Raw genomic sequence first — 21,608 nt, forward strand, 5'->3', positions numbered from 1 at the left:
GTCGATTTGCACACGTTTGCGCGCACCTGTCCCGCGCAAAACGCGCGCGACGCGTGTCTCAGCGCCAGGCGTCGACGATGATCCGCTTCAGGATATGCAGCTTGCGATGCAGAAAATGCTCGGCGCCCGGAATCACGACGATCGGCAATTCCTGCGGACGCGCCCAGTCGTAAACGGATTGAATGGGAACGGTCTCGTCGACTTCGCCGTGAATCACGAGCGTGCTCCCGGGAACCGGCGCGACGTCCCAGCGGCTCGCCGCGGTACCGACGAACACGATGCGCTCGATCTCCCGCCCTTCGTCGCGCAGCTTCGCCGCGACGTGCGACAGCACCACGGTGCCGAACGAAAAGCCCGCGAGCACGAGCGGCAGATCGCCGTAGTTCACATCGGCGCGCATGTGCTCGAGCACCGCGTACAGATCGTCGCGCTCGCCGATACCCGCGTCGTGCTCGCCCTGGGTCTGGCCGACGCCGCGAAAATTCGACCGATACGTGACGTAGTTCAGTTGCACGAGCGTGCGCGCGAGCGTCTGCGCGACCTTGTTGTCCATCGTCCCGCCAAAGAGCGGATGCGGATGCGCGACGAGCGCGATGCCGCGTGGTGCGGCGCCTTTTTCGCGCACCTCGTCGGGCAGGTCCAGCGCGACCTCGATCTTGCCGACCGGGCCGTCGATCAGATACTTCTTCGTGTTGACGTTCATCAGGATGCCTGTGGATCGTTTCGTGGTTCGCGTTATTGATCGATCTTCAGACGCTCGACGACCTTGCCATTGGCAAGATGCGATTCGACGATCTCGTCGATGTCGCTTTCATCGACGTAGGTGTACCAGACGGCCTCGGGATAGACGACAAGCGTCGGGCCCAGCTCGCAGCGATCGAGGCAGCCGGCCTTGTTGATGCGCACCTGGCCTGGACCGGCGAGGCCGAGCTGTTTCACACGCTTTTTTGCGTACTCCTGCATCGCCTGCGCGTTGCAATTCGCGCAGCTCGGACGCTCGGCGCCGGGTTCGCGCTGATTCAGACAGAAGAAGACGTGGTGCTTGTAGAAGGAGTTCATGGTGTCAGGGGGAGCAAAGCACGGCTGAAAGGAGATGCAAGAGCGCCGTTACCGCACGGTCATATGTGAAGAGAGGCGCCCGACGTGCGGACGATTATAGCGACCGGCCTATGGATGCGCCGGGGCCAGGCGAGCGGCGCCCATGCCCATCACACCGGTTTCGCGCGCCGCTTCAGCCACGCCCGCTCCGCCGCGAACGCGAGCCACCCCAGCGCCGCATAGGGCCACATCCACGCAAGCCAGCGCATGAGCCCATTGAAATGCAGATAACGCCCCTGCCGCCAGTCGGCGAGCACGACGTCGAAATACGGATTCACCGGCAGCAGATTGACGAACACGAGCGCGACGACGAGCGCGCCCCCCGCGAGGGACGCGCGCACGCGCCGCCGCAGCGGCAGCGCGACGAGCGCCGCGACGGTGCCGCACACGAGTCCGAGCAACGCGCCGGGCGTCGCCCAGTCGAACGCGAGGCCCGATTGCGATTGCAGGAACGTCGCGCCGGCCTTCACGCACAAGGTCGCCGCGATGAACACGAAGACCAGCCGCACGCGCGGCGCATGACGGCGCGCCGGCAGCGACGCAAGCGCGAGCGCCGCGAACAGGTTAAGTGTCGTGATCAATGCTTCCCACGTGGCGTCCGGTAGCCACGCGGCGGCCGCCACCGGCCATGCGCCGACCTGCCACGCGGACGGCGTCCATGCGAGCAGCGCGTCCTGCGTGGCCGGATCGACGCTCAGCCACAGTGCGCGCGGCCAATTGCCGAGACCGAACAGCCGCGGCGCCGGATACATCGTCGCAAACGGCCACGCGGCGACGAGGCACGCGAGCGCCGCATGGTCACGCTCGAACCACAGCCAGCGCAGACGCCTGAGCAGGCCCCGATCGAGCAGCGCGCCGGTCAGCGGCGACATCATCGCCGCGCCGACGAGCGCGCCGAGCGTATTGGCGGCGAGATCGAGATTGGAGGCGACGCGCGTCGGCAGATACGTCTGCACCGCTTCCATCGTGCCCGACAACAGGCCGCCCAATACGAATGCGAGCGCCACGGCCGGCGTGCCGCGCCAGCGTGGATACACCGCGAGCACCACCAGCGCGCCGAACGGCATATAGCCGAGCACGTTGGTGACGACGTCGAACGCCGTCAGGTACTGCGGCATCGGATCGAACAGATAGGCAAACGGCGCGATGCCGAGCGAGCGCCAGCCGGAAAACGGATACCACGAACCGTAGACGATCAGCGCCGTGTACAGCAGCAGCGCCTGACGGGCCAACGCCGACGGGCGGCGCAGCCACGCGCGATCGCTCATGCAGCGCTCCGTGGCGTGCGCTGCCCGCCCGTCATTGCGCGGCGACCAGCGCCTGCGAGCCGAGCCACGTGGTGATCTGCGCGACGAGGTCGTCGCTGGCCGCGGCAAGCGCCCGCGCGCCGCCGGCCGCATCCGCCGAATGCGCCGGCGCGCTCGCGACGAAGGTTTGCTGACCGATCACCTTGCCGCCCTGGATCAGCGTCGCGCGCGCGGTGATGGCGCCGTGGCTGGTCGTCTGGCTCTCGAACACCTGCTCGAACTCGGTCAGATCGACCCGCAGCACCGGCGCGCTCACGCCGTCGGCGCCGGTCAGTACGGTGCCGTGCGTGCTCAGCGCGTCGCGCAGGCGCTGCGTCAATAGTTGCGACGGCATCATCGTCCAGTGACTGTTCGCATAGGGGGCCGTCTGCTGCGCGTCGGCATAGCTCAGCCGATAGATCAGCCGGTCCGATTCGAGCACGGGCGGCGCGCTGACCTCGAGCACCTTGACGGCTGGCAGCCGGCTCGCGGTCGCGTGCTGCGGCGGCGGTCCGAAGTCGTAGCGGATGTCCGACACCACCGCGGACGTGCCCGCGCAGCCCGCCGCCAGCGCGCCGAACGCGAGCAGCGCCGCGAGCGCGGCGCGCGAGGACAACAGTCGGTGAATCGAGCGTGACATGGGCATCTTCCTCTGTTCTGGCCTGCGGATTTAGTGCGCTGCGGGCGCGGCGGCAGCGGCGGGCCACGTGAAACCAGACTCGCCCGGACCCGGCGCCGCGCGCGGCGCGCCGAACAGCACGCTGCGCGGATTGGTGCTGAAGGTATCGGCGGCGCGGTCGATCGACTGTGCCGCCGAGCGCACGTCATCGGTCAGCGAATTCACGCGCGGCAGCGTCTCGTAGCCGACCCTCGCCGACAGGTCCTGCAGCGACACGTTCATCTGCGCGAGCGCGTCGCCCGCCTGCTGCGCCGCCGTGCCTGCCTTGTTCAGATTGCGCACGAGCGGCCCGTCCGGACGCTGCAGATTCGTGATCATCTGGTTGGTCGACGCGAGCGTCCGGTTCAGCTCGTCGACCGTGCCGGGCAGCTTACCGGCGACGGGCCCCAGCTGGCGAGTCAACGTCGCGACGCCCGAGGCCGCCTGCGCAATGCTCGCCGCCGTTTCGTGCAACTGCTCGACCATTTCCGGTGACAGCATGTCGTTCACGTTGTCGGTGACTTTTTCGAGCTTGCGCAGCAGCACGTCGCCGCGTTGCTGCAACTGATCGAGCAGGCCTGGGCGCATCGGCAATCGCGCCACGTGCTGCACCGACGACGGCAACGGCGTCAGGTCGCGTCCGGTATCGTCGAGCTGGATGAACGCGATGCCGGTCACGCCCTGCAGCCCGAGGCTGCCGAACGTCGAATGCGTGATCGGCGCGTGCTCATCGACATTGATGCGGATCAGAATCTGCCCCGGATGCGCGGGATCGAATTTGATCGACTGCACGCGGCCGACGTCGAGCCCGCGAAAGCGCACCGCGGCGTCCACGAAGAGGCCGGTCACGTTGGTGCGCGCGATCAGGTCGTACGGCACCCGCACGGTGCGATCGACGTTGAACAGATACGCGGCCAGCCCGATCGCCGCCGTCAGCATGACCGTGAAGAGCCCGGCCCAGAACGCATGCGCTTTGTTTTCCATTGTCAGTTTTCCTGGTTCATTGCGGCCCGGTTCGTGTCTGCCGGCTTCAAAGCGGCAACTCGGACGATGCCGGTTCGAGCGCCGCCTGCGGCAGCTTCGCGCGGCGCTCCGGCGGCAGCGCCTGCAGCGCGCGGCGCCCGCGCAGGCCAAGGAAATATTCGCGGATGAACGGATGGTCGACACCCGCCGCCTCCTCGACCGGCGCGTTGACGAGCACCTTGCGATCGGCGATCACAGCCACGCGTGTCGAGAGCGACACCATCGTGTCGAGATCGTGCGTGATCATCACGACGGTCAGACCGAGCGCGCGATGCAGCCCGGAGATCAGCTCGACGAATTCTTCGGACGCCTGCGGGTCGAGACCGGCGGTCGGTTCGTCGAGAAACAGCACCTCGGGTTCGAGCGCGATCGCGCGCGCGATGCCGACCCGCTTGATCATGCCGCCCGAGAGCGCCGCCGGCATCTTCGACGCATGCTTGCAGGGCAGCCCGACCATTTCGAGCTTCAGCATCACGATGTCGCGCAGCAGTTCTTCGGGCACCGTGCCGAGCTCGCGCACCGGTTGCGCGACGTTGTCGAACACGGACAGCGACGAGAACAGCGCGCCGCGCTGGAACAGCATGCCGGAGCGGCTGCGCATCAGCAGCGCGGTTTCAGGCGAGACGCTCGAGAGGTCTTCACCGAACAGCTTGATGGTGCCCCTCGATGGCCGTTCGAGCCCGAGAATCTGCCGCACCAGCGTGGTCTTGCCCGAGCCCGAGCCGCCGACGACCGAAACGATCTCGCCACGGCGCACGTCGAAGCTCAAATGCTGATGCACGATGTTGCGGCCGTAGCGCTTGGTGATGTCGATCACCTCGATCACGGGCTCGGCAATCGACGGCGCGGGTTGGCCGCGCACGGCTTCGGTCAGAGGCGCGATCATCAGAGCCCCACGTTCTGGAAGAGGATCGCGAACACCGCGTCCGCGAGAATCACGATGGTGATCGACGTCACCACCGAGGTCGTCGTGCCTTCGCCGAGACTTTGCGAATTGGCCTTGATGCGAAAGCCGAAATGGCAGCCCGCGATCGCGATCAGCATACCGAACACCGCGCCCTTGCCAAGGCCGATCCACAGATTCGCGATCGGCACCACGCTCGGGAGCTGCCGAGCGAAGAAGCTCATTTCGATGCCGAGCACGAGCTTCGCGGCGAGCGCGCCGCCCGTCAGCGAGATGATGTTGGTCCACATGACCAGCAGCGGCATCGCGACGGCCAGCGCGATCACGCGAGGCAGGATCAGCCGCAGCCCGTGCGGAATGCCCATCACGCGCATCGCGTCGAGCTCCTCGGTGACGCGCATCACGCCGATCTGCGCGGTGATCGCCGAGCCCGAGCGGCCCGCCACCAGAATCGCCGACAGGACGGGGCCGAGCTCGCGAATCACCGCGAGGCCGAGAATATTGACGATGAACTGGTTAGCGCCAAAGATGCGCAATTGTTGTGCCGACAGATAGCTCAGCACGATGCCGATCAGGAACGCGACGAGCGCGGTGATCGGCAGCGCGCGGGCGCCGGCGTTGTAGATGTTCGCGGAGATTTCGGTCCACGGCGTGAGCTTCGGCTTGCGGGCGATCGAGAGCAGATCGAGCACCACGCGCCCAAGCATCGTGACGCCACCCTGCATATGGTCGAGAAACGAGAAGATTCCGAGGCCGAGACGCGTGAACGGATCGAAGCGCGTGACCGGCTCGGCGCTCTCGCGCACGGTGTCGAGCAGCGCGATGCGCTCGAAGATGTCGCGCTGCGTGTCGGTGAGCGCGGTGCCGGGCGGCAACCTGCGGCCCCACACGCGCCACAGCGCCTGGCCGCCGACATGGTCCATCCGGTCGACGCGCGACAGGTCCCATTCGCCGATGCCTTGCGCGCCGGTCAGCGAACGCAGCAGCGGAATCACGTGCCCGGTTTCACGATCGCGCGCGAGCGCGAGCGCCGTCCACTGGCCCGAGAGACGGACGATCTTGCCTTGGCTGCCGGCCGCGACTTCAAGGGCCGGCGGAGTGTCGTGGTTCAAGGATCGCGTGAATCTGGTTGTCGGATTACGGGCCATTGTAACGAAGGCTCGGCCGCCGGTCCGCACTGATCCACACGGGTCCGCGTCGCGTCCCGATCAGCCTTGCTGTCGCTACAATATGAGACATGAGTGCTTCCAAGATTCCCACCTCCCCGCCCACAGGGGCAAGCGCCGGCACTGACTGGCGCATCGATCGCGAACGCGCGGTCAAGCTGTTCGGTGCGCACGCGCACGACTGGCCCATCGAAATCGTCGAGGAAACCGGTTCGACCAACGCCGACCTGATGGCCCGCGTAAAAGCACTGCCGCGCCGCGCCAACGCGCTGCCGCGGCCGATCGTGCGCGTCGCGTATCTGCAGACGGCCGGGCGCGGGCGCCGTGGACGTCCGTGGTACGCGGAGCCAGGCAACGCGCTGCTGTTTTCCGTCGCCTGCGTCTTGCCACGACCGCTCGAGGGGCTGGCGGGCTTGAGCCTCGCGGTGGGCGTCGCGCTCGTCGACGGGCTGCGCTCTTTGCCGGTCGCCGGTCCGGGACAGATTGCACTGAAGTGGCCGAACGACGTGCTGCTCGAAGGCGACAAGCTCGCCGGCATCCTGATCGAAACCGCGTGGAGCACCGACGACGCAAGCGCAGTCGTGATCGGCATCGGCACCAACGTAAAGGGCGCCGATGAACTGGCGGCGCAGGTCGGCACGCTGAACGCCGAGGTGCCGCCGCAGGCACGCGGCACGGCACCCACCGCGTTGCAGCGCGCGCTGCCCAACGCGAATCTGACCGACACGCTCGCCGCCGAGCTGAGCGCGCTCGAGCCGATGCTGCAGCGCTTCGGCGCCGAGGGCTTCGCGCCGTTCCAGTCGCGCTGGAACGCGGTGCACGCGTACGCGGGCCGTGACGTCGTGCTGCTCGAGCAAGGCGAGGAGCTTGCGCGCGGCGTGGCGGCGGGCGTCGATGAACGAGGCCAACTGCTGCTGGACACGGCCGCCGGCCGCCAACGTATCGCGTCCGGCGACGTGTCGCTGCGCCTAGCCGACGGTGCCGCATGACAGGGCTCGCGCCTTATCTGCTGATCGACGCGGGCAATAGCCGGATCAAGTGGGCGCTGGTACAGCCGGACGGGACGCAGTTGGCGAGCGGCGCGCTCGCGCATGACGATGTGACCGCGCCACCCACGCGGTCTGGCTCGCAACGCGAGTGGGCCAACTTGCCGACGCCATGCGGCGCATGGCTCTCGAACGTCGCGGGCGCGGAGATTGCGAGGCACGTCGCCGCGCTCGTCGAGGCGCATTGGCCGCAACTGCCGCTCACGACGATCCGCGCGAGCGCGCGCCAATGCGGCGTGACCAATTGCTACACGACACCGCACTCGCTCGGCAGCGACCGCTGGGCCGGCATGATCGGCGCACACGCGGCCTTTCCCGGCGAACATCTGCTGCTCGCGACCTTCGGCACCGCGACGACGCTCGAAGCGTTGCGCGCGGACGGCGCGTTTATCGGCGGCTTGATAGCGCCGGGCTGGACGCTGATGATGCGCTCGCTCGGCGAGCACACCGCGCAACTGCCGACGCTCGACGGCGCGCGCGCGCGCGGTCTGCTCGACGCGGCCGACGCCGCTCGTGCCGCCCGTCGCGGTCCGTTCTTCGCAACGGATACGCCGCACTCGCTATCGGCGGGCTGCACGCTGGCGCAGGCGGGATTGATCGAACGGATGTGGCGCGATCTGCAGGACGAGTGGCAGGTGCCGGTGCGTCTCGTGGTCAGCGGCGGCGCCGCCGACGAAGTGGCGAGCGCGCTGAAAGTGCCGCATACTCGCCACGATTCGCTGGTGCTGTCGGGGCTTGCGCTGATCGCCGCCGAGGATACGGCGCGGCAGCGTGTCTGACTGCCAGGCGCGTGACGTGCGTGTGACTCGCGCGCCTATTGCTGCCGCCGCCTTACGCGCCGGCGCTTGACCCTCACGCCCCCGGCTCAACTTCTTCCTGAACTGGAAACACTCACGATGCTTCGCTGGCCGATCGCCATTCTGATTGTTCTCAACGTGCTGGCTTTCGTCGCGCTGCGTGGCGCATTCGGTCCGGCACTGACCGCCGGCGCCCGCCAGCCGGATCTTCTGAACCGCCAGATTCATCCGGACTGGCTGAAGGTGCGGCCGGTCAGCGCCGCCGATGCGGCCGATCAGGCGGTGGTCGGCGGACCCGCGCCGCAGGCGCGGATTTCGACCTCGGAGTTGCCGCAGTAACGGAGGCTAGCCACGTGTGCGGTTAGTTGTCCGGCAGTCCGCCGCGCTTTGCCGTGGCAATCAGCAGCGTCAACCCTGTGCCCGCACCTTCTTCAACAGCGCGGTCGTCGAGCGATCGTGCTCGAACGCAATCGCGAGCGCCTTGCCGCCCCAGCCGCGCACGAGCGCCGATTCAGGCAGCGCATCCATGTCGTAGTCGCCACCCTTCACGAGCACGTCCGGGCGCAGTGCGGAAATCAGCTCGACCGGCGTTTGCTCGCCGAAGCCCACCACGTAGTCGACGCTTTCCAGCGCCGCGAGCAAGGCCATGCGGTCGGCCTCGTTGTTGATCGGACGGTCGTCCCCTTTGCCGAGCATCCGCACCGACGCGTCGCTGTTGACCCCGACGATCAGGCACGCGCCCAGCGCCTTCGCGTCGGCCAGATAGGTCACGTGACCGCGATGCAGGATATCGAACACGCCGTTCGTAAACACGACGGGCGCGCGCAGCGAAGGACGCAGTTTCACCAGGGCATCGCGCGTCAGAATCTTGCGTTCAAAGATAGCGGTCATCGCACAGTCACAGAGTTGCCGAGTTACGGAAAGAGGAATGCAAAAATGCCGTCACGATACACGCCGGACGGCGCAACGCAAAACGGTCCGGCAAGCTCGCGCCTGCCGGACCGTCTATTGAAGCTGTACTGAAACCGCCGGATCACGGCGCCGACGTCGACGCCCGAACCGTTATGCCGGCTGCTGTTGCGCCGGGTGGCTCTGATCCGCGGCTTGCAGGCGCGCGACCACTTCCTTGCGATAGCGGTTCAGTTCCTGCGCGGTGTTGAACGTGCGCTCGAACAGCAGCGACAGGTTGTGCAGAATGCGCTCGACGACCTTCTTTTCCCAACCGTCGTCGAAACGGATCTGCTCGTCGAGCCAGCGCTCGAGCCATTCCGGGTCCGGCAGACGCGACTGGATCGTGTCACGCGGGAAGAGCGCCTGGTTCACGTGCAGGTTGGTGGGGTGCAGCGGCTTTTCGGTGCGGCGCGCCGACGCCATCAACACGCCGATCTTCGCGAACGCGGCCCGCGCGATGTCGCCGGTTTGCGCCATCGCCTTCTTCATGTAGCGCAGATACGCGCCGCCGTGGCGCGCTTCGTCACGCGAGATGGTTTCGTAGATGTGCTTGATGACCGGCTCGGTGTGCCATTCGGCAGCGCGGCGGTACCAGTGATTCAGGCGGATTTCGCCGCAGAAGTGCAGCATCAGCGTTTCGAGCGGCGGCGCGGGATCGAACTCGAAGCGCACCGCGTGCAGCTCTTCTTCGGTCGGGACCAGTTCCGGCTTGAAGCGGCGCAGATACTCCATCAGCACCAGCGAATGCTTCTGCTCCTCGAAGAACCACACGCTCATGAACGCGGAGAAATCGCTGTCGTGATGATTGTCACGCAGAAACATTTCCGTGGCGGGCAACGCCGACCATTCGGTGATCGCGTTCATCTTGATCGTCGCGGCCTGCTCGTCGGTCAACAGCGATGCATCGAATTTGTCCCAGGGAATGTCCTTCTCCATGTCCCATCGAACGGATTCGAGCGATTTATAAAGTTCCGGATAAAGCATGGTGTTCATAGTCCCACCCCTGTTCTGCACATACTGTGTGTGTCTGTTGCTGCTACGTGTAGCCGTTTTTACCTACGACGAACGGGCGTGCCGTTTATCGGCCAAGTATTCAATTTTACGCGCTAACCAGCCGCCCAGAAGCATCGGGCGGCAAAGAACTCCGGGCTTTTGAATTGGCGCTTGAAGCGTGAGTCAGGCGCCGCAGCCAACCATGTATGAGGGATACCCTGTGCCTGAAGTCGAGCCAGTCTGGGTCGACAACCGCACCGTCAAGCCTTGCGCCGGTCGTGCCGGCGGCGAATGACGCGAGGGCCGTGGGATTGGTTCTTCTCAGCGCACGTCCCAAAGCCAGATAAAACTTACGCAATGATAGCACGCGCACCCCACCAAACCCGTGGCAGAAGCGGGGCGAGCGCGCTGTGGCGTTGACTTCGCTCAATAGAGTCGGCGGTAGGCGCGGGGCGGAAATCGTGGCGCCGGGATGGGGCCAAAAACGGGGGGGCCATCGCTCGCGGTCACGCCGGGTGCGAGCGCGGTGACCGCACCGCTCATTCAGGAGGTCTTCTTCGGCGCTGCCGCGCGCGTGCCTTCGCCGGCCACACGCCTCGTCGATGTCGCTGCGCGCTTCGCGGCTGGCCGTTTGCCGGCATTCTTCGAGTTCTGCGTGTCGACGCCCGGCGTGTCGACGCCCGGCGTATCGACGCCCGGCGTGTCGACGCCCGACGCTTCGGCGGCGTTCGACTGTTGCGGCTTGCCCTGCGTGCCCCCGCCCGCCGCGGCAACCGCGACGGACGGCTGCGTCATCGCGAACTGTGCGATTTGATTGAACTGCGATTGCAGCAGATTCCACCACGCGGATGCATCGAAAGCGGGTGCGGCGGGCGCTTCTTCTTCATCGCTATCCGCCGGCGTGGCGCTCTCTGGCGTGGGCTCGGCCGGCTTCGTCCAGCTCGGCGCCGGCGCGGGGCTCGCAGCAGCACTCGATGCGCCGCTCGCGGCGGAGCTCGACCCGCCAGCCGCCGCCTGCGACATCGACGATTGCGCGAACGCGCCGAACGCGCGCAGCGTCGCGAGCGTGGCGCGCTGCACTTCGAGTGCCTGAATCGCCGACTGCAGCATGCTCAGATTCAGCTTCAGCCATTGCTCGACCGCGCGCATGTCGGTGATGCGCTTGTCGAGCTCTTCGACGCTCGCGAGCGGCGCCATCATGTCGGACATCATCGACAGCGAAGGATTCGTGTCGCCAGCCGGCTGCGCGCCCGTCATGGCAGCACCGAATGGCGACAGCCGAATCATGCTCCACATGCGATCGAGCATTTCAGCGGGCGGGAAACCAGGAAAGCCGGAAAAGGGCGGCGTGGCGCCAGTGGTGTCGGTCATGCTTGTCGCCTCGGTGCATGAAAATGTGGGGGATGCGCGCAGCCGCGCGCGTTGATTCGATCATACCGTGCGGGGCGTGGCATCACGATCGTTTGTGCTGGTGCGGATCGCTTGCGCCAAAATCCGGCGCACGCCGCTCGCGCAACGAGCTCACGCCCTCGCGCACGTCCGGCCCCGCGAAGCCCATGAATTCGAGCGCGAGCGACGTATCGAACGCCGGGCCCGCCGAGCGCAGCCAGTTGTTCAGCGCGTACTTGGTCCAGCGGATGGCGCTCTGCGAACCGTCGGCGAGCTTGCGCGCGACTTCGAATGCCTTCGGCAGCAGAGCGCTTTCGTCGACGGCGATCGACACGAGCCCGATGCGTTCCGCCTCCTCGCCGCTCACCGGCTCGCACAGCAACAGGTAGTACTTCGCCTTCGCCATCCCGCACAGCAACGGCCAAACGATCGCCGCATGATCGCCCGCGGCGACACCGAGCCGTGTATGTCCGTCGATGATGCGCGCCGTCTTAGCCGCGATCGAGATATCGGCGAGCAGCCCCGCAACGAGCCCCGCGCCGACCGCCGGACCGTGCATCGCCGACACGATCGGCTTGCCGCAGTTGATCACGTTGTAGACGAGGTCGCGCGCTTCGCGCCACACGCGCGTGCGCACGTCGAAGTCATTCGCCATGTCTTCGACGAGTTGCAGGTCGCCGCCAGCCGAAAAGCCCTTGCCCTCGCCGCGAATGATCGCAACACGCGTATCGGGATCGCGATCGATGTCGCGCCAGATCTCCGCGAGTTCGTAATGCATGCGCTCGTTCGCGGTCGCAAGCCCGCTTTTATTCGCGCCCTCGCCGCTCATCACGACTTCGAGCACGCCGTGCGGATGACGCCGCAAACGCAGCGAGTGGTAGTGCGCGTAGTACGCGTCGTTCGGTTGCGATGGCTGAGACATGATGAGCAGTCCGTATAAGATTCGTCAGGCTGCGAGCGGAACGTCGCGACCCATTCCAATGCGGCTGATGGATTTCGTGCGGACCGCCGTATCAAAGCATGACCGCGACACCGCCGCGCTTCATTCGAGCGGCGCGATGCTCTGCTCGATCGCACCGAAAATCGACTTGCCCGCCTCGTCGAGCATTTCTATCTTCACGGTGTCACCGTATTTCATGAACTCGGTCTGCGGCGCGCCCTGCTCGATCGTCTCGAGGCAGCGCTTCTCGGCGATGCAGCAGTAGCCGCGCTTCGCGTCCTTGTTCGACACCGTCCCCGAACCGACGATCGAACCGGCACGCAGATTGCGCGTCTTCGCCGCATGCGCGATCAGCTGACCGAAGTGAAACACCATGTCGGTGCCCGCGTCGGGCTGGCCGACCTTCCTGCCGTTCCAGTGGACGATCATCGGCCGATGCAGGCGGCCTTCGCGCCAGTGTTCGCCGAGTTCGTCGGGCGTCACCGCGACAGGCGCGAACGACGTAGCCGGCTTGCTCTGGAAAAAGCCGAAGCCCTTCGCGAGTTCCGCGGGGATCAGGTTGCGCAGCGACACGTCGTTGACGAGCGTAACCAGCCGCACGCCGCGCAGCGCCTGCTCGGGTGTCGCACCCATCGGCACGTCGGCGGTGATGACCGCGACTTCGGCCTCGAAGTCGATGCCGTACTCTTCCGATGCGCACACGACATCGTCGCGCGGACCGATGAAGTCGTCGCTGCCGCCCTGGTACATCAGCGGGTCGGTCCAGAATTCCGGCGGCATTTCCGCGCCGCGCGCGCGCCGCACGAGCTCGACGTGGTTCACGTACGACGAGCCGTCGGCCCACTGGAACGCGCGCGGCAGCGGCGCCATGCACTCCTTCGCGTCGAACGAAAAGCTGTTGCGCGCGCGGCCCTGATTGAGCGCGTCATAGAGGTCGTGCAGTTGCGGCGCGTAGAAGGCCCAGTCGTCGAACACGCGCTGCAGCGTGGGCGCGATCGTGTCGGCGATGGCCGCGGTGTGCAGGTCGCGGGACACGACGATCAGTTGACCGTCGCGCGTGCCGTCCTTCAGCGAGGCAAGTTTCATAGAGCTGTGAACCATGTGTTAGTGACGATGGAGGGAATCTATTCTACGATGGTGAATCGGCGCGGCCCAGTATCTGCGTGTTCGTCGTCGTTCTCATTGAAACCGCCGTCATAACGATTACAGAACGCGCCGCCCGCGCCTTTTGCACATGCCCGCCAACGCCCGCTCCGGCTCGATCCGCACCCGCACCGGCCCATCGCCCGCCGACGCGCTGCTAGACGCCGCCCACGCCATCGATACAACCCGCGCCGACGATGAAACCGGCGAACCCGGCGAAGAAAAACCGCGCTCGGGCATCCAGTCGATCGAGGTCGGTTTCAGGCTGCTCGACGTGCTGACCCACGAACCGCGCGCGATGATGTTGCGCGATCTCGCGCACCGCGCGGGCATGAGTCCGGCGAAGGCGCATCGCTATCTGGTCAGTTTTCTGCGCCTCGGCGTGGTCGCACAGGACCCGCTGTCGGGTCGCTACGAACTCGGCGGCTTCGCGTTGCAGTTGGGACTCGCGCGGCTTGCGCGCGTCGACGGCGTGAAGCTCGCGCGCATCGCGCTCGCCGAACTGCGCGACCGGCTCGATCTGACGGTCGGCATCGCGGTGTGGGGCAATCAGGGACCGACGATGGTGCATTGGATGGAATCGAGCTATCCGGCCAAGGCATCATTGAAACTCGGCGACGTGATGCCCTTGCTCGGCTCCGCGAGCGGCCTGCTGTTCGCGGCCTACCTGCCGCCCGGCAAGACCGCTGCGATGCTCGAGCGCGAGCTCGCCGACTCGCGGCGCTCGTCGTATGGCGGTGCGCCGCGCACCCGCGAAGACGTCGACAAGCTGCTCGCCGAGGTGCGCCAGCGCGAGGCCGCGCGCGTCGAAGGCATGTTGCTGCCGACCATCCACGCGTTCTGCATGCCGGTGTTCGATTCGACGGGCGAACTCGCGCTCGGTCTCGTCGCGCTCGGCCATGAAGGCGCGTTCGATATTCGCTGGGGCGGCGAGATCGATATCGCGTTGCGCGAATGCGCGCACAAGCTGTCGTACGAACTCGGCTATAGCGCCACGCCGCGTAACGAAAACGGCTGATTTACGAGGCTGTCCTTTCAACCTCTCACGGATTCAAGCGCCAATGGATTTTGCTTCCGCCACCCGCCGTCAGGATCGCCTGCCACCTTTTGGCAGCGGGACATCCCGCGGTGCGCGCGCGTGGCGCTGGATCGCGGTGCTCGTAGCGGTGGCGGTCGTGCACTGGATCGCGGCGCAATGGTTCGAGCGCACCCTCCTAAATCTGAATCCGGGGGAACACGAGCATGTGCCCGTGCAGGTCGCGCTGCTGACACCGCAAAGGGTCGAGCGTCAACCGGCGCAACCGCCCGCCCCGGCACCGCATGCGCCCGCGCCTGCACCCGCGCGTCAGCCCAAGGCGAGTCCGCCGCGCGAGCGGCATGTGTTGACGGCCTTGCAATCCGCCAAACCGAACGAGCCGGCGCTCGCGCCCGCCTCGGAAGTGGCGGCTAGCGCGCCGCCCGCCGCCGCGAGCGCGAAGGCATCGCCCAGTGCAAACACAGGCGCCACCGCACCGAGCGCGCCTGCCGCGGCGAGCTCGCCGCAAGCATCGAAGGGCGTGCAGTTTTCAGTGCCGCCGTCGGCCGAACTCGACTACGACACGTTCTACAACGGCGTGCGCAACGCGCCTGGCACGATCCATTGGGCGAGCAACGCACAAGGCTACGAAATGATCGTGTCGGTGCCGCTGCCGTTCGTCGGTCCGTTCGTGTTCTCGAGCCACGGCGCAATCGATGCGTTCGGCCTGGCGCCGGCGAAGTACAGCGAAAAGCGCGGTCGTCGCGCGGAAGACATCGCGATCTTCAATCGCAACGACAGAAAAATCGGCTTCACGCGCACGCCGTCCACGTTGCCGTTGCCCGACGGTGCGCAGGACCGCTTCAGCGTCGTGATGCAACTCGCCAGCCTCGTTCGCGGCGACCCGGATGCCTACAAGCCTGGCGTGACGCGACAGTTTTTCGTCGCCGATACCGATAGCGGCGAGAACTGGCCGATCGAGACGATTGGCGACGAGACGATCCGCGCGGCGCAGGGCTATCTGGAGACGCGTCATTTCAAGCGTCTGCCGCGGCATGATGGCGATCAGCGCCGCATCGACGTGTGGCTCGCGCCGTCGCTCGGCTGGTTGCCCGCGCGCATCCTGCAGACCGAACCCAACGGTACACAATTCGAACTGGTGTGGCGCGGCAAGCTGAATGTCGACGAGGCGACGCCGCATGACGGTGGCAATGGCGGCAATGCTGGCGCGCCGACGACGGCTGCGGCTGCCGCGCCCGCCGCGCCCTCTGTTGCCGCTCCTTCGATGCCCGCGCCCGCGGAGGCATCGGCAGTGACGCCCGACACCGCACCCGCCGCGCCGGCCGATTCGACCGCTCCCTCCATCATCAAACCGTGACACGTTTCGTGACGGGCTGACACGAGCAAATCCGCACGATTTCGGCGAAACTTCGTTTGCAACGCTGACTCGCACGTCATTGGAGCGCCCGTTCGTGCGAACGAGGCGACCCACCGCGCTTTTTCACTGCGTTTCCTTCGAAGGAGTCCGCATGCAAGTGAACATCAACGGTATCGAAACACGTTACGTGCTGAGTAACGAAGGCGGCGGCCCGTGGCTCACGTTCATCCATCAGTTGGGCGGCGATCTTTCCATCTGGGATCCCCCGTCCGAAAACCGCCCGTTATGGGATCAGCGCGCACGCACCGCGCGTAGCGACGGCATGGCGGCGCTCCTGCCTTCGACGATCGCGCGCTGGCTCACGCCCGACTTCCAGGCCGCGCATCCCGAAGCAGTCGAGCCGATCATTGAAACATTTGCGCGCACGCCCCCGGAAGGTTTTGCGATGGCTTGCGAGGCGCTGCGCGATTTCGACCTGCGCGGACGGCATGGCGCGATCCGCTGTCCGACGCTGACGGTGGCCGGACGGCACGACACGGGCACGCCGCCTGCTGCTACACAGGCGATAGCTGAGGCGATCGAGGGCGCCCGCTTCGAAATGCTGGAGGCCGCGCATCTCGCGCCGATCGAGCAATCTCACCGTTTTGCCGCGTTGCTTGAATCGTTTCTGGAGCGGCGAGTCTAACCGTCAGGTCCGGAGTTTTTTACTAGCGTCGTCCGGACCCACCCCTTGAATTCCACCTCGCATGCTCCACCTAGGATGCAGAGCAGGGCAGGAGCCCAACGGAAATAAGGAGTGTCGCCATGCAAATGATCTATAACAGCCCTAACTACTGTGTCGTCGAGTTTCCGCCACAGGAAGGTCCGCTGGCCATGAAGTCGGGCGGCTACGAGATTGTCGACAAGAACATGCAGCGCGAGATCTACCTCGACGGTGCAATGGCGGCGCATTTTCGCGAGCATGTGCAAAAACTGATCGAAGGCGCGCCGACGCTCGACGAGGTCGACGAATTTCTCGGCCAGTTCGACAGCCTGATGCATCAACCAGTGATCCTTCATTAACCGGAGGAGTTCGAGCAAACGCTTTGGCGACATCGAACGACCGCATCGCGCGGCTTTCCGGCGCGTTTCAACAGGCGGTCGGCAGCAGCGAAACAGCCCGGCAGGCTTTGGCTTGCCGGGCCGTTTTTTTGCTAAAGCCCTCGGTTTCGTTTGTTAGCGCATTTCCGAATTCTTCGTGCGGCGCGTTCATACCGCTCGATCCTGCCGTTCGCGCCCTGCCTGGCCCGCCCGCCGGGCGAATCCGCCCGGCAGCGGCTACAATGACACGTTTTCCGCCAACGCCGGCGCAAGCCCTCGTCCGCCATGACCCAGCCTGCTCAAACCGCCACGCCAGTCCGCTCCGAGCCCGCCTACACGCGCGGCGCAGCGCTGCCCGCGCTGCTGAACTCACGCATCCTGATCCTGGACGGAGCGATGGGCACGATGATCCAGCGCTACAAGCTCGACGAAGCCCGCTATCGCGGCGAGCGCTTCAAGGACTACGCGCGCGACATCAAGGGCAACAACGAACTGCTGTCGATCACGCAGCCGCAGATCATCACCGAGATTCACGAGCAATATCTGGCGGCGGGCGCGGACATCATTGAAACCAACACGTTCGGCGCGACCACGGTCGCGCAGGCCGACTACGGCATGGAGTCGCTCGCCGTCGAGATGAACCTCGAATCGGCGAAGCTCGCGCGCGCCGCATGTGACAGGTACTCGACGCCGGACAAGCCGCGCTTCGTCGCCGGCGCGATCGGACCGACCCCGAAGACGGCGAGCATTTCGCCGGACGTCAACGATCCGGGCGCGCGCAACGTGACCTTCGACGAACTGCGCACGGCCTACTACGAGCAGGCGAAGGCGCTGCTCGACGGCGGAGCGGACCTGTTCCTCGTCGAAACGATCTTCGACACGCTGAACGCGAAGGCCGCGCTGTTCGCGCTCGACGAACTGTTCGAGGACACCGGCGAGCGCCTGCCGATCATGATTTCGGGCACCGTTACCGATGCATCGGGTCGCATTCTGTCGGGCCAGACCGTCGAGGCCTTCTGGAATTCGCTGCGTCACGCGAAGCCGCTTACGTTCGGCCTGAACTGCGCGCTCGGCGCGGCGCTGATGCGCCCGTACGTCGCCGAACTGGCGAAGCTCTGCGACACCTATGTATCGTGCTATCCGAACGCCGGGCTGCCGAATCCGATGAGCGACACCGGCTTCGACGAACTGCCCGCCGATACCTCGGGTCTGCTGAAGGAATTCGCCGAAGCGGGTCTCGTGAACGTCGCGGGCGGCTGCTGCGGCACGACGCCCGAACACATCGCGGCGATCGCGAAGGCACTGGCCGACCTGAAGCCGCGCAAGTGGCCGGCACAGTATCGCGACGCGGCCTGAGCCGGCCTCGCGCACTTCACCCCGACGCTCGCACGCCCCTGCCCGCCTCTTAACGCACGCATCCGACTCGCACTCACGCCATGACCGATCACACCATGCGCCTTGCCGGCCTCGAACCGTTCAACGTCACGTCCGGGACGCTCTTCATCAACGTCGGCGAACGCACCAACGTGACCGGCTCGAAGGCATTCGCGCGAATGATCCTGAACAATCAGTTCGACGAAGCACTGGCCGTCGCGCGCCAACAGGTCGAAAACGGCGCGCAGGTGATCGACGTGAACATGGACGAGGCGATGCTCGACTCCAAGGCGGCGATGGTGCGCTTCATGAATCTGATCGCGTCGGAGCCGGACATCGCGCGCGTGCCGATCATGATCGACTCGTCGAAGTGGGAGGTGATCGAGGCGGGCCTGAAGTGTGTGCAGGGCAAGGCGATCGTCAACTCGATCTCGCTGAAGGAAGGCAAGGAGCAGTTCGTTCATCACGCGAAGCTGATTCGCCGCTACGGCGCGGCCAGTGTCGTGATGGCGTTCGACGAACAGGGCCAGGCCGATACCTTCGCGCGCAAGAAAGAGATTTGCCAGCGCTCGTACGAGATTCTCGTCAACGAAGTCGGCTTTCCGCCTGAAGACATCATCTTCGATCCGAACATCTTCGCGGTCGCGACCGGCATCGAGGAGCACAACAACTACGCGGTCGACTTCATCGAGGCGACGCGCTGGATCAAGCAGAACCTGCCGTACGCGAAGGTGAGCGGCGGTGTATCGAACGTGTCGTTCTCGTTTCGCGGCAATGATCCGGTGCGCGAGGCGATCCACACCGTGTTCCTCTATCACGCGATCCAGGCGGGGATGGACATGGGCATCGTCAACGCGGGTCAACTTGGCGTGTATGCCGAACTCGATCCGGAACTGCGTGAGCGCGTCGAAGACGTCGTGCTCAATCGCCGCGAAGACGGCACCGACCGCCTGCTCGAAATCGCCGACAAGTTCAAGAGCGGCGCCGCAAAGAAGGAAGAGAACCTCGAATGGCGTAACCAGCCGGTGGAAAAGCGTCTCGCGCATGCGCTCGTCGGCGGCATCACCACTTTCATCGTCGAGGACACCGAGGAAGTGCGCGCGAAGATCGCCGCCGCCGGCGGCCGTCCGATCAACGTGATCGAAGGTCCGTTGATGGACGGCATGAACATCGTCGGCGACCTGTTCGGTCAGGGCAAGATGTTCCTGCCGCAGGTCGTGAAGTCGGCGCGCGTGATGAAGCAGGCGGTCGCGCATCTGATCCCGTTCATCGAGGAAGAAAAGCGCCAGCTTGCGGCGGCCGGCGGCGACGTGCGCGCCAAGGGCAAGATCGTCATCGCCACCGTGAAGGGCGACGTGCACGACATCGGCAAGAACATCGTGTCGGTGGTGCTCCAGTGCAACAACTTCGAAGTGGTCAACATGGGCGTGATGGTCCCGTGCAGCGAGATCCTCGCGAAGGCGAAGGTCGAGGGTGCGGACATTATCGGACTGTCGGGCCTCATCACGCCGAGTCTCGAAGAAATGGCCTATGTCGCCTCTGAAATGCAGCGCGACGACTACTTCCGCGTAAAAAAGATTCCGCTGCTGATCGGCGGCGCGACGACCTCGCGCGTGCACACCGCGGTGAAGATCGCTCCGAATTACGAAGGGCCGGTGGTCTACGTTCCGGACGCGTCGCGCTCGGTATCGGTGGCGTCGAGTCTGCTGTCGGACGAGGGCGCCGCGAAGTACATCGACGAACTGAACGCGGACTACAACCGCATCCGCGATCAGCACGCGAACAAAAAAGCGCAGCCGATGGTCACGCTCGCCGAAGCGCGCGCCAATAAAACGAAGATCGACTGGGCCGGCTACCAGCCGGTCAAGCCGAAGTTCATCGGCCGTCGTGTATTCAAGAACTACGATCTGAACGAACTCGCGAACTATATCGACTGGGGTCCGTTCTTCCAGACGTGGGATCTCGCCGGCCCCTATCCGGCGATTCTCAACGACGAGATCGTCGGCGAATCGGCGCGGCGCGTGTTCTCCGACGGCAAGTCGATGCTCGCGCGCCTGATTCAGGGCCGCTGGTTGCAGGCAAATGGCGTGATCGCGCTGCTGCCGGCCAACACGGTGAACGACGACGACATCGAAATCTACACGGACGAATCGCGCACCGAGGTCGCGCTGACGTGGCGCAATCTGCGTCAACAGAGCGTGCGGCCGGTGGTCGACGGCGTGATGCGGCCGAACCGCTCGCTGGCCGACTTCATCGCGCCGAAGGACTCGGGCGTCGCCGACTACATCGGCATGTTCGCGGTGACGGCCGGTCTTGGCGTCGACGTGAAGGAACGCCAGTTCGAGAAGGATCACGACGACTACAGCGCGATCATGCTGAAGGCGCTCGCGGATCGCTTCGCCGAAGCATTCGCCGAAGCGATGCACGCACGCGTGCGGCGCGATCTGTGGGGCTACGCGAGCAGCGAAAACCTGTCCAACGACGAGCTGATCGCCGAAAAATACCGTGGCATCCGCCCGGCGCCCGGCTACCCGGCCTGCCCCGACCACCTCGTCAAGCGCGACATGTTCGAGGTGCTGCAGGCGAACGAAATCGGCATGAGCGTGACCGAATCGCTGGCGATGCTGCCCGCGGCGAGCGTGTCAGGCTTTTACCTCGCGCATCCGGACAGCACCTATTTCTCGGTCGGCAAGATCGGCCCGGATCAGCTCGACGACTACGCGCAACGGATGTCGCTCACGAAAGCGGACGCCGAGCGCGCGTTGGCGCCGCTGCTGTAAGCGCGATCCGGCACGGAACGCGCGGCCCGCGTTCCCCACCATATCGAGTCCGAAAGACTGAATATTTGCGGCCACGGCAATTTCGGCTTTGTAGACTAACCCGGCTTTCATCCCGTCAGGCGCGGCCGCAACGCGCCGGCTCACCAAGATTGCAACCGTCACCGGAGAAAATCATATGAAGAAGCTGACGCTGTTATTGACCGCTGTTTCGCTGGCCACGGGCATGTCCGTGGCACTCGCGCAACCCGCCGCGCCGACCGCATCAAGCTCGGTCAGCTCCTACTCGCCGCCGACAGAGACGCACGTGAAGAAGGCGAAAAAGCAGAAAAAGAAGCCGGGTGCGGCAGGGTCGGCGGACTCGGCGAGCCAATGACCGGCACTGCGCCAATGGCGTCCGAATGACAAAGAGCCCGCGGCGAGCGGGCTCCAGACTGCTGACAAAGTACCCCCAAAGCCTGGCCACACGCCGGGCTTTGTCGTTTAATGGGCGTCATGCTCAAGAAACCAACACCGATGCAGCACGAACTCGAGATGGTCACGCTCGAGGAACTCGTGCCGAAGGACCACCTGCTGCGCAAGATCGATGC

General features: G+C 65.5%; 22 protein-coding genes and 1 pseudogene. 10 read left to right on the forward strand and 13 right to left on the reverse strand.

The annotated features are described in order from the left end of the window. Positions 1-58 precede the first annotated feature (58 nt). The 7 genes from LJ655_RS20910 to LJ655_RS20940 all read right to left on the reverse strand — a co-directional run bounded on the left by LJ655_RS20910 (position 59) and on the right by LJ655_RS20940 (position 6,081). Entirely contained in the window at positions 59-703 is a 645-nt protein-coding gene (locus LJ655_RS20910) for an alpha/beta hydrolase (RefSeq protein ID WP_230563121.1), read from the reverse strand. Positions 704-735: 32 nt separating this feature from the next. Continuing rightward, the gene (locus LJ655_RS20915; protein ID WP_230563122.1) at positions 736-1,059 is read right to left on the reverse strand and encodes a (2Fe-2S) ferredoxin domain-containing protein; all 324 of its coding nucleotides are present in this window, start codon (positions 1,057-1,059) and stop codon (positions 736-738) included. A 149-nt stretch (positions 1,060-1,208) separates the two neighbouring features. Next, positions 1,209-2,366, reverse strand: coding sequence for a VanZ family protein (locus tag LJ655_RS20920; RefSeq protein ID WP_230563123.1), 1,158 nt, complete (start codon positions 2,364-2,366; stop codon positions 1,209-1,211). 31 nt (positions 2,367-2,397) lie between these two features. Further along, positions 2,398-3,024, reverse strand: coding sequence for an ABC-type transport auxiliary lipoprotein family protein (locus LJ655_RS20925; protein ID WP_230563124.1), 627 nt, complete (start codon positions 3,022-3,024; stop codon positions 2,398-2,400). 30 nt (positions 3,025-3,054) lie between these two features. Beyond that, entirely contained in the window at positions 3,055-4,026 is a 972-nt protein-coding gene (locus LJ655_RS20930) for an MlaD family protein (RefSeq protein ID WP_230563125.1), read from the reverse strand. Positions 4,027-4,072: 46 nt separating this feature from the next. Continuing rightward, entirely contained in the window at positions 4,073-4,951 is an 879-nt protein-coding gene (locus LJ655_RS20935) for an ABC transporter ATP-binding protein (protein ID WP_230563126.1), read from the reverse strand. Next, positions 4,951-6,081, reverse strand: a complete 1,131-nt coding sequence (locus tag LJ655_RS20940) for an MlaE family ABC transporter permease (protein ID WP_230563127.1) — start codon at positions 6,079-6,081, stop codon at positions 4,951-4,953. The genes LJ655_RS20935 and LJ655_RS20940 overlap by 1 nt, the downstream gene beginning before the upstream one ends. A gap of 125 nt (positions 6,082-6,206) precedes the next feature. On the opposite strand from LJ655_RS20940, the gene LJ655_RS20945 reads away from it, so the two are divergent. The 3 genes from LJ655_RS20945 to LJ655_RS20955 all read left to right on the forward strand — a co-directional run bounded on the left by LJ655_RS20945 (position 6,207) and on the right by LJ655_RS20955 (position 8,317). Continuing rightward, positions 6,207-7,124: a biotin--[acetyl-CoA-carboxylase] ligase gene (locus LJ655_RS20945; protein WP_230563128.1), complete on the forward strand. Its 918-nt coding sequence runs from the start codon at positions 6,207-6,209 to the stop codon at positions 7,122-7,124. After that, the gene (locus LJ655_RS20950; RefSeq protein WP_230563129.1) at positions 7,121-7,960 is read left to right on the forward strand and encodes a type III pantothenate kinase; all 840 of its coding nucleotides are present in this window, start codon (positions 7,121-7,123) and stop codon (positions 7,958-7,960) included. The genes LJ655_RS20945 and LJ655_RS20950 overlap by 4 nt, the downstream gene beginning before the upstream one ends. 117 nt (positions 7,961-8,077) lie before the next feature. Next, positions 8,078-8,317 (forward strand): hypothetical protein, encoded by a 240-nt coding sequence (locus tag LJ655_RS20955; RefSeq protein WP_230563130.1) that lies wholly within the window; start codon positions 8,078-8,080, stop codon positions 8,315-8,317. 69 nt (positions 8,318-8,386) lie between these two features. Here LJ655_RS20955 and rfaE2 read toward each other — a convergent pair whose 3' ends face one another. From rfaE2 to LJ655_RS20980, 5 genes are all read right to left on the reverse strand, one after another. Further along, positions 8,387-8,869 (reverse strand): D-glycero-beta-D-manno-heptose 1-phosphate adenylyltransferase, encoded by a 483-nt coding sequence (gene rfaE2 / locus LJ655_RS20960; protein WP_230563131.1) that lies wholly within the window; start codon positions 8,867-8,869, stop codon positions 8,387-8,389. Between the two features lie 171 nt (positions 8,870-9,040). Then, the gene (locus tag LJ655_RS20965) at positions 9,041-9,913 is read right to left on the reverse strand and encodes a ferritin family protein (protein ID WP_230563150.1); all 873 of its coding nucleotides are present in this window, start codon (positions 9,911-9,913) and stop codon (positions 9,041-9,043) included. Positions 9,914-10,465: 552 nt separating this feature from the next. Further along, a complete protein-coding gene (locus tag LJ655_RS20970) occupies positions 10,466-11,293 on the reverse strand; it encodes a PhaM family polyhydroxyalkanoate granule multifunctional regulatory protein (protein WP_230563132.1) in 828 nt (275 codons plus the stop codon). Between the two features lie 82 nt (positions 11,294-11,375). After that, the gene (locus tag LJ655_RS20975) at positions 11,376-12,233 is read right to left on the reverse strand and encodes an enoyl-CoA hydratase/isomerase family protein (protein WP_230563133.1); all 858 of its coding nucleotides are present in this window, start codon (positions 12,231-12,233) and stop codon (positions 11,376-11,378) included. Between the two features lie 120 nt (positions 12,234-12,353). After that, the gene (locus LJ655_RS20980) at positions 12,354-13,337 is read right to left on the reverse strand and encodes a fumarylacetoacetate hydrolase family protein (protein ID WP_230563134.1); all 984 of its coding nucleotides are present in this window, start codon (positions 13,335-13,337) and stop codon (positions 12,354-12,356) included. A 148-nt stretch (positions 13,338-13,485) separates the two neighbouring features. Here LJ655_RS20980 and LJ655_RS20985 point away from each other — a divergent pair, with 148 nt between their 5' ends. The 4 genes from LJ655_RS20985 to LJ655_RS21000 all read left to right on the forward strand — a co-directional run bounded on the left by LJ655_RS20985 (position 13,486) and on the right by LJ655_RS21000 (position 16,849). Further along, positions 13,486-14,412, forward strand: coding sequence for an IclR family transcriptional regulator (locus LJ655_RS20985; protein ID WP_230563135.1), 927 nt, complete (start codon positions 13,486-13,488; stop codon positions 14,410-14,412). 43 nt (positions 14,413-14,455) lie between these two features. Beyond that, positions 14,456-15,787, forward strand: coding sequence for a DUF3108 domain-containing protein (locus LJ655_RS20990; RefSeq protein WP_230563136.1), 1,332 nt, complete (start codon positions 14,456-14,458; stop codon positions 15,785-15,787). A 151-nt stretch (positions 15,788-15,938) separates the two neighbouring features. After that, on the forward strand, positions 15,939-16,472 hold the full coding sequence (locus LJ655_RS20995) for an alpha/beta hydrolase (RefSeq protein WP_230563137.1): 534 nt from the start codon (positions 15,939-15,941) through the stop codon (positions 16,470-16,472). Positions 16,473-16,591: 119 nt separating this feature from the next. Continuing rightward, positions 16,592-16,849: a BTH_I0359 family protein gene (locus LJ655_RS21000; protein WP_230563138.1), complete on the forward strand. Its 258-nt coding sequence runs from the start codon at positions 16,592-16,594 to the stop codon at positions 16,847-16,849. 67 nt (positions 16,850-16,916) lie between these two features. Here the strand turns inward: LJ655_RS21000 and LJ655_RS30130 are convergent, their stop codons facing one another. Beyond that, the gene (locus LJ655_RS30130) at positions 16,917-17,039 is read right to left on the reverse strand and encodes a hypothetical protein (RefSeq protein WP_268991606.1); all 123 of its coding nucleotides are present in this window, start codon (positions 17,037-17,039) and stop codon (positions 16,917-16,919) included. A 113-nt stretch (positions 17,040-17,152) separates the two neighbouring features. Between LJ655_RS30130 and LJ655_RS21005 the strand changes: the two genes are divergently transcribed. The 3 genes and pseudogenes from LJ655_RS21005 (at position 17,153) to LJ655_RS21015 (ending at position 21,394) form a co-directional block, all read left to right on the forward strand. Further along, positions 17,153-18,223, forward strand: coding sequence for a homocysteine S-methyltransferase family protein (locus LJ655_RS21005; RefSeq protein ID WP_230563139.1), 1,071 nt, complete (start codon positions 17,153-17,155; stop codon positions 18,221-18,223). A gap of 68 nt (positions 18,224-18,291) precedes the next feature. Further along, a pseudogene (gene metH / locus LJ655_RS21010) lies at positions 18,292-21,021 on the forward strand (methionine synthase); the annotation flags it as partial. Positions 21,022-21,196: 175 nt separating this feature from the next. Next, a complete protein-coding gene (locus LJ655_RS21015) occupies positions 21,197-21,394 on the forward strand; it encodes an acid-shock protein (RefSeq protein ID WP_230563141.1) in 198 nt (65 codons plus the stop codon). Positions 21,395-21,608 lie beyond the last annotated feature (214 nt).

Origin of the sequence: Paraburkholderia translucens (assembly GCF_020881035.1) — a bacterium.
Classification (GTDB): domain Bacteria; phylum Pseudomonadota; class Gammaproteobacteria; order Burkholderiales; family Burkholderiaceae; genus Paraburkholderia; species Paraburkholderia translucens.

What these genes read in the sequence shown, in the direction of transcription:
- LJ655_RS20910 (WP_230563121.1), bottom strand. Translation starts at nt 703, where the DNA reads ATGAACGTCAACACGAAGAAGTATCTGATCGACGGCCCGGTCGGCAAG.
- LJ655_RS20915 (WP_230563122.1), bottom strand. Translation starts at nt 1,059, where the DNA reads ATGAACTCCTTCTACAAGCACCACGTCTTCTTCTGTCTGAATCAGCGC.
- LJ655_RS20920 (WP_230563123.1), bottom strand. Translation starts at nt 2,366, where the DNA reads ATGAGCGATCGCGCGTGGCTGCGCCGCCCGTCGGCGTTGGCCCGTCAG.
- LJ655_RS20925 (WP_230563124.1), bottom strand. Translation starts at nt 3,024, where the DNA reads ATGTCACGCTCGATTCACCGACTGTTGTCCTCGCGCGCCGCGCTCGCG.
- LJ655_RS20930 (WP_230563125.1), bottom strand. Translation starts at nt 4,026, where the DNA reads ATGGAAAACAAAGCGCATGCGTTCTGGGCCGGGCTCTTCACGGTCATG.
- LJ655_RS20935 (WP_230563126.1), bottom strand. Translation starts at nt 4,951, where the DNA reads ATGATCGCGCCTCTGACCGAAGCCGTGCGCGGCCAACCCGCGCCGTCG.
- LJ655_RS20945 (WP_230563128.1), top strand. Translation starts at nt 6,207, where the DNA reads ATGAGTGCTTCCAAGATTCCCACCTCCCCGCCCACAGGGGCAAGCGCC.
- LJ655_RS20950 (WP_230563129.1), top strand. Translation starts at nt 7,121, where the DNA reads ATGACAGGGCTCGCGCCTTATCTGCTGATCGACGCGGGCAATAGCCGG.
- LJ655_RS20955 (WP_230563130.1), top strand. Translation starts at nt 8,078, where the DNA reads ATGCTTCGCTGGCCGATCGCCATTCTGATTGTTCTCAACGTGCTGGCT.
- rfaE2 (WP_230563131.1), bottom strand. Translation starts at nt 8,869, where the DNA reads ATGACCGCTATCTTTGAACGCAAGATTCTGACGCGCGATGCCCTGGTG.
- LJ655_RS20965 (WP_230563150.1), bottom strand. Translation starts at nt 9,913, where the DNA reads ATGCTTTATCCGGAACTTTATAAATCGCTCGAATCCGTTCGATGGGAC.
- LJ655_RS20970 (WP_230563132.1), bottom strand. Translation starts at nt 11,293, where the DNA reads ATGACCGACACCACTGGCGCCACGCCGCCCTTTTCCGGCTTTCCTGGT.
- LJ655_RS20975 (WP_230563133.1), bottom strand. Translation starts at nt 12,233, where the DNA reads ATGTCTCAGCCATCGCAACCGAACGACGCGTACTACGCGCACTACCAC.
- LJ655_RS20980 (WP_230563134.1), bottom strand. Translation starts at nt 13,337, where the DNA reads ATGAAACTTGCCTCGCTGAAGGACGGCACGCGCGACGGTCAACTGATC.
- LJ655_RS20985 (WP_230563135.1), top strand. Translation starts at nt 13,486, where the DNA reads ATGCCCGCCAACGCCCGCTCCGGCTCGATCCGCACCCGCACCGGCCCA.
- LJ655_RS20990 (WP_230563136.1), top strand. Translation starts at nt 14,456, where the DNA reads ATGGATTTTGCTTCCGCCACCCGCCGTCAGGATCGCCTGCCACCTTTT.
- LJ655_RS20995 (WP_230563137.1), top strand. Translation starts at nt 15,939, where the DNA reads ATGCAAGTGAACATCAACGGTATCGAAACACGTTACGTGCTGAGTAAC.
- LJ655_RS21000 (WP_230563138.1), top strand. Translation starts at nt 16,592, where the DNA reads ATGCAAATGATCTATAACAGCCCTAACTACTGTGTCGTCGAGTTTCCG.
- LJ655_RS30130 (WP_268991606.1), bottom strand. Translation starts at nt 17,039, where the DNA reads ATGAACGCGCCGCACGAAGAATTCGGAAATGCGCTAACAAACGAAACC.
- LJ655_RS21005 (WP_230563139.1), top strand. Translation starts at nt 17,153, where the DNA reads ATGACCCAGCCTGCTCAAACCGCCACGCCAGTCCGCTCCGAGCCCGCC.
- LJ655_RS21015 (WP_230563141.1), top strand. Translation starts at nt 21,197, where the DNA reads ATGAAGAAGCTGACGCTGTTATTGACCGCTGTTTCGCTGGCCACGGGC.